At 34.7% G+C, this 13,112-nt stretch carries 11 protein-coding genes; 5 read left to right on the top strand and 6 right to left on the bottom strand.

From position 1 onward, the window contains the following. Positions 1-45: 45 nt before the first annotated feature. Positions 46-1,176, bottom strand: coding sequence for a DUF3179 domain-containing (seleno)protein (locus A3EM_RS0117260; protein ID WP_157637933.1), 1,131 nt, complete (start codon positions 1,174-1,176; stop codon positions 46-48). Positions 1,177-1,820: 644 nt separating this feature from the next. Between A3EM_RS0117260 and A3EM_RS0117255 the strand changes: the two genes are divergently transcribed. Next, positions 1,821-3,755, top strand: a complete 1,935-nt coding sequence (locus tag A3EM_RS0117255; protein ID WP_020529485.1) for an AAA domain-containing protein — start codon at positions 1,821-1,823, stop codon at positions 3,753-3,755. On the opposite strand, the gene A3EM_RS0117250 is transcribed toward A3EM_RS0117255, so the two are convergent. After that, the gene (locus A3EM_RS0117250; RefSeq protein WP_169513374.1) at positions 3,722-4,642 is read right to left on the bottom strand and encodes an ArnT family glycosyltransferase; all 921 of its coding nucleotides are present in this window, start codon (positions 4,640-4,642) and stop codon (positions 3,722-3,724) included. The two genes, A3EM_RS0117255 and A3EM_RS0117250, sit on opposite strands and share 34 nt — an antisense overlap. A 564-nt stretch (positions 4,643-5,206) precedes the next feature. On the opposite strand from A3EM_RS0117250, the gene pfkA reads away from it, so the two are divergent. The 3 genes from pfkA (at position 5,207) to A3EM_RS0117235 (ending at position 7,210) form a co-directional block, all read left to right on the top strand. Further along, a complete protein-coding gene (pfkA, locus tag A3EM_RS0117245; RefSeq protein ID WP_020529483.1) occupies positions 5,207-6,178 on the top strand; it encodes a 6-phosphofructokinase in 972 nt (323 codons plus the stop codon). A 77-nt stretch (positions 6,179-6,255) separates the two neighbouring features. After that, positions 6,256-6,807: a metal-dependent hydrolase gene (locus A3EM_RS0117240; protein WP_020529482.1), complete on the top strand. Its 552-nt coding sequence runs from the start codon at positions 6,256-6,258 to the stop codon at positions 6,805-6,807. Positions 6,808-6,964: 157 nt separating this feature from the next. After that, on the top strand, positions 6,965-7,210 hold the full coding sequence (locus A3EM_RS0117235) for a hypothetical protein (protein ID WP_020529481.1): 246 nt from the start codon (positions 6,965-6,967) through the stop codon (positions 7,208-7,210). A 37-nt stretch (positions 7,211-7,247) separates the two neighbouring features. Here the strand turns inward: A3EM_RS0117235 and A3EM_RS0117230 are convergent, their stop codons facing one another. The 4 genes from A3EM_RS0117230 to A3EM_RS0117210 form a co-directional block, all read right to left on the bottom strand. Beyond that, complete coding sequence (locus A3EM_RS0117230) at positions 7,248-8,942, bottom strand: serine hydrolase (protein ID WP_020529480.1); 1,695 nt, start codon at positions 8,940-8,942, stop codon at positions 7,248-7,250. Between the two features lie 370 nt (positions 8,943-9,312). Further along, positions 9,313-9,741 carry a hypothetical protein gene (locus A3EM_RS0117220; protein WP_020529478.1) on the bottom strand — a complete coding sequence of 143 codons (429 nt, stop codon included), beginning with the start codon at positions 9,739-9,741 and terminating at the stop codon, positions 9,313-9,315. A 365-nt stretch (positions 9,742-10,106) separates the two neighbouring features. Further along, a complete protein-coding gene (locus A3EM_RS0117215; protein ID WP_020529477.1) occupies positions 10,107-11,759 on the bottom strand; it encodes a S41 family peptidase in 1,653 nt (550 codons plus the stop codon). Between the two features lie 197 nt (positions 11,760-11,956). Then, the gene (locus tag A3EM_RS0117210; RefSeq protein ID WP_157637932.1) at positions 11,957-12,388 is read right to left on the bottom strand and encodes a hypothetical protein; all 432 of its coding nucleotides are present in this window, start codon (positions 12,386-12,388) and stop codon (positions 11,957-11,959) included. A gap of 89 nt (positions 12,389-12,477) precedes the next feature. Between A3EM_RS0117210 and A3EM_RS0117205 the strand changes: the two genes are divergently transcribed. Further along, positions 12,478-12,858, top strand: a complete 381-nt coding sequence (locus A3EM_RS0117205) for a DUF423 domain-containing protein (protein WP_020529475.1) — start codon at positions 12,478-12,480, stop codon at positions 12,856-12,858. The last annotated feature ends 254 nt before the right edge of the window (positions 12,859-13,112 follow it).

Here is a 13,112-nt window from a genome sequence, read left to right as displayed (position 1 = left end):
AAAAAACATATTGCAGTTAAAAAAGCAAGTACCAAATCAAGCAGGTTAATAAACTTCACCAAAAATCCTGATTTCAGGTTCCTGGTCCAGTACCGTAAAAGCAAATTGGTGTTTGGATTTTAATAGTTTGAGTTGTCCGTCCTTATGCTTTCCTTTTATGCACTTACCCGTAATATCCCAGGTAGATTCTGTCTGGTGATCGATAAAATGTTTTCCTACTTTTTTGAAAGTTAGCCGCTCAAAATTGTAAAAAGCAGAGAAAGGCACTACAGTACCTACCTTTTTAGAATCTTTTATCCACTCTTCATCCAAGGCACTGGGTACATCTTCACTATAAAAAAGTGCAATGTACATATCATTAGGGGTGTCATTTAAAACTCCATAAGATTTCACAATATCAATTGGGTAAATTATATTTTCTCCCATGGCGGTGATGGCGATCACTTTTCTCATGGCAGGAAGCCTTTCACTTGGCATTCCGGGATAAAGAAATGGTCTTTCTCTCTGAATATCGTCATATTTGTAATATGGATTTTTGCCATATTCTACACTTTTATCAATATCGGTGGAGAGTACCAGGCCGTAAGGGTAAGCCGAATAATAATCGTCATAATTGATGATCATGTAGGGGACTACCTCCAGCGTTTTGTCATTGTACTCGCCTACTATAGCTTTTCCACTGGCTTGTTGCCACCAGGATTCAGTTTCATTGTCCCACATCACCAGATTGCTTTTGCGTAACATTCCAGAGTTGCCAAAAGTCAATAAATGCTTTTTGTCATTTACCTCCACTCTTCTATCGTAAACCACTACCGAATTGGATACGGGATCGTAAGTAACCGCGATGGGCACATCGGCAACCTTATCATTAATGATATTATGGTAGGTAAGCACACTGATAGGATAAGCTTTTTCAATACTTTTCACTACCACAACTACCATAGGTTCATGTTTATCAAACTTACCTGTAGCTTGTCTTTTATTCCAGAAATCCGGATGATAGACCGGAGGAATTCCGTCTTTGGGTAAATAGGCCTGTAGCTGGTGAAGTGGTACACTAAACTTATTTTTATTGGTTTGCCATTCCTGGTGAACCCTAACCATATCCACCTGAGCCATCAGGGGTGAAAAATAGAAAATTGAAAGTATTGTAATAAAAAAGCTCCTTACAGCCATATCCTTAGGCAATTTATGTTGGTGATTAATTTTTCTTTCCCTTAGAAAAATTTTAAAAAATTAAAGCAAAAAAATCATTTGTTAAGGATTTTCCCGAAAATTTTAAGCAAAATTTAGCATTAACAAATGGTAATTGAATTAGTTATTAAAGTGCCAGAACTTGTTGATTGGTTCTTAAAAAACTCCCTTTTAGAGATAAAAGGATTATAAGATTAATAAAAAAAATAAAAAATTAATACGATCAGTTCTTAAAAAAACTTTTCATATTTCCCTCCTTAACGATCATTAACTTAACCTCTTATATTCATACTAAACCCTTGTCAGATTATAAATAATTCAGCAATGTGATTTTTTGCTTTAATCTTCACATTAATAAAGATAATTAGGGAATGGGATACAATTAGATTTACCTTTGCCTGGAATTTACCGGTCCAGGATGGGATTTTTAGTAGAAAAAGATATTTCAATAGCCGTTTCTTCAATTATTTAAAAAAAATGGCTTTTTGAACGCATAAAAATTTTAATAAAGAATACAAAAAGAAAGAAGTAAGAATATTCCTTTATTAGGAAAAATTGTAGGGGATGGGTTAGACTTCCCTACGAAATTCACTTCTGCCAGCCAGGTAAAAAGACATAAAATAAGGATGGAAGAACTAAATAAATTAAAAGGATTATTATCACTTGAGAGAGATGAGGATTTGAACCAATACCGGAAATCTATGCTGGAAACCCCATTGGGAGAGCGGAAGAAAAAGGGGTTGACCTGGTATCCTGTGGAGGTAAAAGATATTGGTATTGGACTGGGCGAAAAATTGTTTGTTTCTATTGAAAGAACCACACATTTGGGTGAAAATCATAATTTCCAGGTAGGAGGAATGGTTTCCCTTTTTAATAATTCGAATAATAAGGAAAAGGGCGATAATTTACCCGGAGTAATTGCTTCTGTATGGCGAAATGCCATGCGCATCTACCTGAATGTAGATGAAGTACCTGATTGGATAGAATATGGAACTATTGGGGTGGATGTACTTTTCGATTCTGCCACTTACAAGGAAATGGATTATGCCCTGCAAAAAGTGATCAGTGCGAAAGAGGGGCGCTTGTTTGAACTGAGGAATATTTTGTTAGGCAAAGAGCCTGCAGAGTTTCATGAAATTGAAAATGAAGCGACTAATCCCTTGCTCAATGAATCCCAAAACAGGGCAGTAAACAAAATTTTGAAAGCGCAGGATGTAGCGATCATTCACGGTCCTCCGGGAACCGGGAAAACCACTACAATTGTGGCTGCCATTCAGGAAGTTCTTAAAATAGAAAATCAGGTGCTGGTTACTGCTCCCAGTAATACCGCTGTGGATTTACTTACTGAAAAGCTTGCTGAAAAGGGTGTAAATGTCCTGCGAATTGGAAATCCGGCCAGGGTAAATGAAGATCTCATGCAATACAGTCTTGAAGCACGGATTACGAATCATGATGACTATCGTTTTCTTAAAAAGCTCAGGAAAAATGCTGAAGAATTGAGAAAGATGGGCTTTAAATACAAACGGAAATTTGGAAAAGCAGAGCGGGAACAACGGAAACTATTATTTGCAGAATCCAGGAAAATGCTTGATGAAGCCACTTACCTGGAAAAGTTTATTGTAGATAGCCTGGTGAACGAAGCTCAGGTAATTACCGCAACACTTGTGGGTACGGTAAATAAGTTTATCCGCCATAAAACATTTTCCACCGTTTTTATTGATGAGGCAGGGCAGGCGCTTGAACCCGCCTGTTGGATTCCCATAATTAAAAGTGAAAGGGTGGTTTTTGCGGGAGATCACCAGCAACTCCCTCCAACTGTAAAATCATTTGAAGCCGAGAAAGAAGGTTTGGGAATTACTCTTTTTGAAAAATGTATAAAAAGGCAAAAAGTAGATGTAATGCTGCAAACGCAGTATAGAATGAATGAGCAGATCATGGAATTTTCCAGTCAGCAGTTTTATTCAGGTGGATTGCTGGCAGATAAAACCGTGAAAAATCATTTGCTGGTGGAAAATAAGGAAGATTATCTGCTTAGCCAACCTGTGGAATTTATTGATACAGCAGGTTGCGGCTTTGACGAAGAAGCAAAGGAAGAATCGCAAAGTAAGTTTAATTCGGAGGAGGCAAATTTAATGTTGAAACACCTGAGAAATTTGCTTCTGCATATTAATAGTACTTATCAGGAAATAATGGATGAAACTTTTTCTGTGGGTTTGATTTCTCCGTATAAAGCTCAGGTTCAGTACATAAGGGAGAAATTTAATGAGGATATTGACCTTAAAGTTTTCTCCGATTTTGTAGATATCAATTCTATTGATGGTTTTCAGGGACAGGAAAGGGATATTATTTACATCAGCCTGGTAAGAAGTAATGAAAAAAATGTGATAGGTTTTTTAAATGATATTAGGCGGCTGAATGTAGCACTTACCAGGGCAAGAAAAAAACTTGTGGTGATTGGGGATAGCAGTACTTTATCCAATCATAATTTCTACAATTCATTCCTGGCTTATATTGATAAAATTGATGCCTACAAAAGTGCCTGGGAATGGATTTCAGATTGAGGATTTGATTTTTTTTCCATCAACCTTTCCCCAGAATAGAAAATTAATAAATAATAGAAGGGAATGATAAATGATGCATAAGGGCCCTGATCGTAAACTATTATGTAAAATAAAATTATGGAGCTGAGGGATATAATTGAGAGAAAATTAAAATAGGATTTTCCACATTTAAGGATACTGGCTGTTACCAAAATAAGGGCACTGAGGATTAAAGGAAACTGCTGTTTGGGAATATAGAAAGGTCTTCCGGGCAGCCTTGCATAGCCCAATTTATCCTGATAAAAGCTGATAAAGTTTTCAAAACTGCCAAAAGCATAAAAGATCCAGAGGGTGTAAAAAAGGACAATTGGGGCAATCCATATGATGGGGAAATACCAATGCTTTTTAAAATCTTTCCAAAGGAAATAACCAAGATATATAAATAAAGGAATAAGCAAAAACCCTGGTCTGGGTGTAGTGAGTATACCTAGTGAACATAGTGTTCCGGAAAATAAAAAATAGGAAGCATATTTTTTCGTGATGGCGAAATGAAATACAATAATTCCTGAAAGTATTAATAATGAGGCGGTTAAATCCATTCTGCCTTCATGCATGCATCGGAAATAAAATGGATCGAGCATAAAAACAAGACTCATCAATAACAGGGTAACGTTTTGTTTTACAAATTTTCTTAAAATAAGGAAAGACGAAATTTGAACGAGAATTCCGCTCAATAAGGCAATGGATCGGAATTGTGTCATGCCGAAACCAAAAAGTTTGAAAACAAAGCTGGAAACTAAAAAATAGAATGGCCCATAAATAAATTCTTCTTTTTGTTGGTGAGCATGGTAGGCCACTCTTTTAGTGAATTTTCCCGTTTCATAAAACTCTTTTGCGATAGAAGCCATGTAAGTTTCATCAAACCAGGGTAGGGGATAAAGATTTAAGGTATAAATATGGACCGAAGCACTAGATATTAAAATTATCCAGAAAGCTGGTTTTATGAATTTTTTAAGGGAATTGCTGTATTTATAAACCACTTCAATTTATACTTATTAATTTATTCTATACATTTGCGGCAAATGGCAAAATTACCCCATTTGCCAAAAAGTAACCGGACAAAATAATGTTGAGATTCAGAAGATCAATATTAATGAAGGCAAAATTGGTTGAAATAATTTTACCATTACTTACTCAAATGTTTTAATAAGTTTAGAGCTTTTTTAAACAAAATACCAAAACAACATCTGAAAACATATTTTAATTTAAATATGGGGTTACGCCTTTAAAATTAAAGAATTACTTAAGAAGGCATAATCAATTAATAAAGACTAGTTACAAGTTCTTATATATACCGAGACCAATAAAGGATTAGCACCAAAAAAAGGATATAATCAAATTAATCGCTTTCATTTTAAACTGGAATGAATTTATTTTGATTTGAAATTTTAGGAAATTTAAAGGTTAACATTTTGAAAAAAATAGCAGTATTAACATCAGGAGGTGATGCACCGGGAATGAATGCAGCCATTAGGGCTGTAGTGAGGGGAGCTATCTATAATCATGTTGAAGTTTGTGGTATTATAAGAGGATACAAAGGCATGATAGATGGAGATATTCGTCCATTAAAATCTCATGATGTTAGCAATATAATACAGAAAGGGGGAACAATTTTAAAATCTGCCAGGTCGGAGGAGTTCCGAACCAAAAGAGGAAGAGAAAAAGCCTATAAAAACCTGAAAGAAAATGGTATTGAAGGAATAGTGGCCATAGGAGGGAATGGAACTTTCACGGGGGCAGAGATTTTTTTGAAGGAGTTTGGAGTACCTACTGTTGGAGTTCCGGGAACGATTGATAATGACCTGTATGGCACTGATTATACGATTGGATTCGATACAGCGGTAAATACAGCCCTTGACGCAATCGATAAAATCAGGGATACTGCAGATTCTCACGACCGGGTTTTCTTTGTGGAAGTGATGGGAAGAGATTCAGGTTATATTGCAGTGCAGACAGGTATTGGTGGAGGTGCTGAACTGGTAATGGTTCCTGAAAACCCTGATAGTATTGAAAGAGTTATACAGACTCTAAGTACAGGAAGAGACCGCTCTAAGTTTTCTTCCATAGTAGTTGTGGCCGAAGGAGAGGAATTGGGAGATGCGCATTACCTTTCAGTAAAAGCAAAAGAGATGTTGCCAAATATGGATATCAGGATGACAACCCTTGGTCACGTACAAAGGGGTGGAGCACCTTCGGCTATAGACAGAATTTTAGGAAGCAGGCTTGGGTTGGCTGCAGTTGAAGGACTTTTAGAAGGCAAGCATAATGTAATGGCAGGGATCATTAATGATAAAGTAAATTACTGTTCCTTTCATGACAGTATTAACAAGAAAAAGCCATTGAATCATGAATTGATCAGGATGGTAAATATTCTTAGCATCTAATCAACAATCTGTTTTTATAGTTAAAGCCCGGTAAAACCGGGCTTTTTTTTATCTTTATTTTAAAATTTCTCAATAAAATGGCTTCAATTTTTGCTCATGGACTGGTGGCTGCTGCAGTAGGTAAAGTAATGCCAAAAATCTACAGAAGGCCAAAGTTCTACATTTTAGGCGTTTTATGTGCCATGTTTCCAGATGCAGATGTCTTAGGGTTTCAATTTGGAATTGCTTATTCAGATTTTTTGGGCCACAGAGGTTTTTCTCATTCTTTGGTATTCGCCCTGATTATGGCAATTTTAATCCAAAGAATTTTTTATAAAAAGGTTGATTTCAGGAGTAAGGCGGGCATTACATTAATTTTTTATTTCTTCATTTGTATGGCATCCCATGGGGTACTAGATGCTTTTACCACCGGAGGGCTGGGTGTTGCGTTTTTTGCTCCATTTGACAATAGCAGATATTTTTTCCCTTTTAGGGTTATTCAGGTTTCTCCTATTGGTGTTAAAGCCTTTTTTACCGAAACTGGCATCAAAGTACTAATCAGCGAATATTTATGGATTGGTATCCCCTGTTTTTTTGTCTTCATTTTATCCTTTTTTTCTTATTTTGTTAAAAAGTATACACCTCGTTAGAGAATTAAAGTTGTTAACATTAATTTAACATTAAGTTTGGTTTATATTAAAATAAGAGTCATTTTTGTACAACCTTATTTTTAACTGTCAATTGGTTTTTTCAACTTATGAAAAAGCCTCGAATATGTTTGCCAAACTCTAATATTAATTCTGCATAATGGTGATTTTATATTATGTAATCTGTATTGTTGCCCTTTCTATTGTTATAAAATTTATTTGCTACTTATTGGAAACGGAGGATGGAGAGCATGGATCGGAGTGGGGATATTTTCCCAGTGATTCTCCAATTCCTGATTTGCCAAAAGGAATAACCTGGCCTTCTGAAGAACCTAATGATGCAGTCCAAAGTGCTTATGTTCAGGATTTCGGAGGAAGAGAAAAAAAGGGATCCCTATGCGTTTAGTTTAATGCCTTTTAATAAAATGTATAAACGGAAATCTTTAATCGTTTTTCACAAACATTAAATTTTTCACCCTGCCGGATTCGAGTTGAAAGGCCTGGATTTGTCCAAACTTATTTCTTTGAAATTCTGCCATACTGTCCTCCAAAACAGCTTTATCTTTGCTAATTAATCCAATTGCCTGCTTTGGTTTATTTCCCACCTGCACGAAAAGCTTTGAGTTTTCAATTAAAAGTCGGTAGGCAATGTTCAATTCTTCATTATAATAAGTTCCCGAATATTCATGCAGAACTTCATCAGAAAGCTGATTTTCTACCCTTAATTTTCGGCCAAAGATTATTTTACCATACAAATGAACCAGAATTATATTCAATTCTGAACTATTTCCCTGTAAAAAAGAAAATTGGAGGTCAGTATCCTTTACAAAAAACTTATTAGGAGATTCGGCAAATATTTCAAATTTGGTTTGTCCTATGATATTGGCAAAAAATTGGTCGTTTTGGGCGGAAATATCGACTACAATACCATTGGAAAGCTCATATTTTCCTTCGTATTTGCTGAAAATTTTCTCGTTCAGATCGATTGACTTTTTGTTTTCTGGGTAATTTTTTTTAGAAGTTGAACTACCTAAGGTCGGATACTTATCCTTTAGAAAAACATCCGCCACTTTTCTTGTAATCAGGTGAGGTTTGATATCGCTTAAATTGGTAAGGCAAATAATAGAGGTTTTTTCCTCCGGAAACATCAGAATTTCTGATCTAAACCCGACAAATGCACCACCATGACTAACAGTTTGTAAACCATTATAATTATCATGTTCTAACCCAAAAGCGTAATTGAGCATGGTGCCATCATTAAGCTTACCTCTGGTAAACATTCTTTTTTGAAAATCTTTTACAGGTAGCTTATTGTTGAAAAAATTATTCTGCCACTTGCCAAGATCGTTCAGAGTAGTAAAAAGGCCTCCATCCCCAATTATACTCAGATTAGACATATTAATTTCAAAGCCTCCATTGGGAATTGAAGAATATCCTGAGGCCCTGTTTTTCACAATCATTTTATAATCATCATGAAAATGGGTATTTCCCATTTGAAGGGTCTGAAAAATATTTTTCTCGGCAAATTCCCGAATAGACTTACCCGAAGTAATTTTCACTAATTGAGCCAGTAAAAAATAACCAGAATTATTATAGAGTTCTTCTTCTCCTGGTTTAAAATTAAGGGTATTTTGACGGGCAATTAGGGCCATTACTTCTTCATCAGAGAAGTTGTCACTAACCTGAAGCCCTGATAATTCTGCAAGTTTGAAGAAATCCCGGATACCACTGGTATGGTGAATTAAATGTCTGATTGTAATTTCATTGGCATATTCAGGGAGATCAGGAAAGTAAAGCGTTATGGGATCATTTAAAGACAATTTTCCTCTTTCTTCCAGAATGAGGATGCAGGCAGCGGTAAATTGTTTTGACAGGGAAGCTATTCTGAAAACAGTATTGGAACTAATGGGAATATCATATTCCAGGTTAGCCATTCCAAATGATTTGGAATGAATCATTTCACCATTTTTGATTACTCCAATAATTCCTCCTGGAGAGTCATTACTATCCCATTCCTGAACGATAGCATTAATTTTTGATTCAACAATCTCATTATTCTGTCCAAAAAGCAAGGGAGACCATGCCAAAGCGGAAATAACAAATAATGAAAAAAAAGCAGTAGGTTTTGTGAATTTCATGTGGATTAATTGTTCTGGTTAAAAAAAATACCAAAATAACTTCACTGACATCTGACTATTTTCCAAGAGGTTAATCCCAGGGTTAATCAGGATGGTTGACCATCATTAATATATTGATGTTCTGATGAAATTATTTTTCCAGCATTGAAATTTATCTTCAATTTCTTTTTGAAGGTGCTTTTTTAGAAAGACACTTTCTTCTTGTTTTTGGTTAATAGGTTTAAGTGAAGAAATACCTGTTCGTTTTGATATGAACATAAAAAAAGCCCATAATTTTTAATTATGGGCCTCCTGGAGAAGTTTTTCAAACTTTATTTATCAAAAAATAAGGATAAAAAATTAATAATTTGAATGACTGTATTCATTAATCTCAATTTGTAGCTTTAAGTGCATATCCTAAATTAATGCTACCAGTTTTTGAGTTTATTTTCTCCAACCTTAATTCTTTCTTGTTCAAATTGTAACTAATTATTTTATAAGTTTCTTCAAGATGTGTTCCTTCATCTAAAATGATTACATCTTTTTCGTCCTTATTTTTGTAAAATTTCCAATTGCCCTCGAAAATATTACCTAAAATATCTGTTTGTTCGAAAGTAAAATTGTTATGGAGTTTTAAGAGAAATTGTGAGTTATTTATTTCTGACTCAACCCCATTCCAAATGGTATTCTTAATTCCCCAATTATACTGTGTGATAAACTCTTGTACCTTTACTTTTTTTGTGGATGAATATCTATAAGATGAAAAACCAATACATGATAAGATGAATAGGTTAAAAATTATCCATTTAAAGCGTTTCATAATTCTTTTCTAAATAGTTTAGTTTTTGTTGACCGGATTCATGGTATTTCAATTGTTAAAGTTAGTCATTGGTCCTAAGTGGATTTACTTATTGTTAAATGTTGTCCAAGCCTAACGCCATTCCCCAGTCCTTCTTATAGTATTATGGTGATAAAAATTTTCACCAATGTAAGTTAATACTTGTTAATTTACAATTTTTAGGGCTACACATTTAGGAAATTCGGCCAAATTGGCTGTAATTCCATGTATGAATTTGTATTTATATGTAATTTTTTGTCCAAAGAAGCCTTTAGATTGTCACCAATATTTTTATTTATTGGTCTTCATTTTAAGTTTTTTGAAAATGGAAATCCAGGGGATTTATCCTACTCCGATCCTCTCAAAATTGCAGCATACTTTTCCTGGTCATTTAAAATATCCATAGCAGAAATTATATCCGGATTAGTATAAAAAGACGATTCAATTTCTCCTGTCTGAAGGTAAAAACGAATGGCTATTTCATGCTCTAATGCAGCTTTTATTTCCTTTTTAAATTTTTGCAGATCATCAGCTTTATTGGTTGATATTTTTTCTTCGAGTGAACTGATCTGTGATTTTATATCGTCAAAATACTTTTCTTTTTTGGCACTTTCCGTCAGTCTTTCAAGGGAATTCTCTACTCTGGTATTGTAGCCATATTCTTTGTCACTTAACCATTCAATAAATTCATCGTACTGAGCATCGGACAGCTTAAAATCTTTCGGTCCGGGAATAGTATCATGATTATTTCTGAAAATAGAGGCGTATTGGAATATTAAATCCCTTTTCTTGAGACTTTTAGTAATGGGTGCGTCAATTTCAGTTGGGGTAAGCACATCAGGATCAATTCCCGCCCCATCATAGACTTCCCTTCCTGCCTTCGTTTTAAATTCATTTCTTCTTACTCCTTTTTTGTGGTCCGACAATCCTAAAGCATTTCTTTGGGAATAATCAATTTCCTGTATGCATCTTCCACTTGGAATAAAATATTTGGCTACTGTTACTTTCAGTTGTGAATTATAGGAAATACCGGTAGTGGTTTGCACAAGCCCTTTCCCAAAGGAACGTTGCCCCACAATTACACCTCTGTCGTAATCCTGAATTACCCCGGATACAATTTCTGAAGCGGAGGCACTATTATTATCTATGAGGACGGCCATTGGAATATCAGTACTTGTAGGTTCATTAAGGGATTTGTAGTTTTTGCTCCAATCGTCAGTTTTACCCCGCATGCTCACAATATCAAGCCCTTTTGGCAAAAATACATTTGTGATGTTCACCGCCTCATTTAATAATCCACCAGGATTACCTCTTAGATCCAAAATAACCTTCTTAGCTCCCTGGTCCATCAAATTCTCAAGTGCTTTTTGTACCTCGAGTCCGGCTTTTTGGGTGAAATCTGTTAGCTTAATAAAACCAATATCCTCGTTGATCATCCCAAAGTAAGGCACATTTTTTTGCCGCACCTTTTCATGTAGTAGCTCAAAATGAAGTTCATTATCTAAATTAAATCTTTTTATTGTCAATTTTACCTTGGTATCCGCCTGCCCCCTCAGCATATTTTCAATGTTGGACAAAGGTCTTTCACTTATATCTAATCCATTAATGGCGATAATTTCATCACCAATTTGAAGGCCTGCTTTGTCAGCGGCATATCCTTCAAGGGGCATGGAAATAATCACTTTCCCATTTTTTCTTTTGATCTCGGCTCCAATTCCTCCATATTCTCCGGTAGTCATGGTTCTGTAATCCTCTATCTGATCTTCGGGAATATAATTGGTATAGGGATCCAGTGAGGCCAACATAGAATGGATGGCGGCATTAGCAAGGTCGGTGGGACTTATTTCCTCCACATAATAATCGTTTACTTCCCTGTAAAGTGAGGCAAAAATCTCAAGGTTTTTGGCGATTTCGAAGTGCCGGTCAATTGGCGTAAATGCAAAAGCTATTGATAAAAAAACCGAAATGGAAAGTAAATACTTTAAAGCCCTGAATATCATATTAAGTCAAAAAAATCTAATTAATATTATGTAGACAAAAGCGTAAGTTTATCTACATCTATTTTTATTAAAAAGTTCATCAAAAAAAAGAACTTTTCATAAATAGAATATAAATCTAGGGATAAAAGTTTACAGTTGGGAAATTTTTTAGGCCCGGGCTTGTAAGAAAAAAGAGAAAAAGGGAGGATTTCTAAAGCCTATTCATCAGGTTCATCAAAAAAACTTTGGATTATATCATAATAGTTTGCATCCCAATTTTGATTTTTCTCTTTTAAATTTTCTAAGGCTTTTTCCTCAGCCTCTTCAATTGAACTACAGCCTACTGAGGCTCCATATGCGGTAATGGTTAACCCATTAGCACTTTTATAACGGCTTCTTAAAATCATTCCGAATCCTTTGGTATTGGTGGAGGCATATACTTCTACAAAATCTTTCTCATAACCAAGGCTTATAATTTGATCTTTAGCCTGGTTTTCTGCTTCCTCTTTGCTAGGCATTCCAAACCTGAACATATAATCGCCTTTACCTGTATTTGGATTATTATAAACAACAATAGCTGATTGGGCACTACCACTTAATGCATATAGCATAAGAGCAGTAAATACAAAAAATAGATTAGTTAGTTTCATTGGATAAATGAGTTTAGCCTCTTTGGTTTTCTAGATAATTTTTACTTTTGAGCTGATTAAAAAATAGTAATTTCAAAAATAGTCCTTAAATGAACTCAAAATCAATTCTATTAAGTGGTATTTTCCTTAGCTTCCTGGCTGTACTAATTGGCGCTTTTGGCTCTCATGCCTTATCTGGTTTACTGGAAAAAAACAACAGAATAAATACTTTTGAAACTGGTGCAAAATACCATTTTTATCATTCACTTGGGTTAATTCTAATAGGAATCTTAAGTATTATTATCAAAAATTCGAGTTTTGAAGTTCCCGCCATTTTAATGATTGTAGGAACTGTTATCTTTTCCGGGTCCTTATATATTTTGTCAATAACAAATATTACTACCTTCGGAATGATTACCCCTCTGGGAGGAAGTGCCCTGATTATTGCCTGGATTTATGCGGCAATAATTGTCTTTAGGTCTCAAATTTAATTCGGATTTAATTGGTGTGTTAAAGCAGCAATAATTGGTATAGGAATAAAAGAATAAATAATATATTTCGTATTACTTGATTTTCTATACCGGTATAAGTTACAAAAAAAGCAATAATTGTCCTATATTTATTAAAAGTAGGATTTTTTTTAGAATTAATAACTGAGCTGGATTAAACCATTCAATATTTATAAGTTTTAAAGAAATTGGAAACAACTGCAAAAATGATTTTCTTTAAGAACTTCAATAAAAAA

The organism is Flexithrix dorotheae DSM 6795 (assembly GCF_000379765.1).
In the GTDB taxonomy this organism is placed as follows: Bacteria; Bacteroidota; Bacteroidia; order Cytophagales; family Flammeovirgaceae; genus Flexithrix; species Flexithrix dorotheae.
The sequence above is the reverse complement of the archived record's forward strand: the minus strand, read 5'-3'. Positions and strand labels throughout refer to the sequence as shown.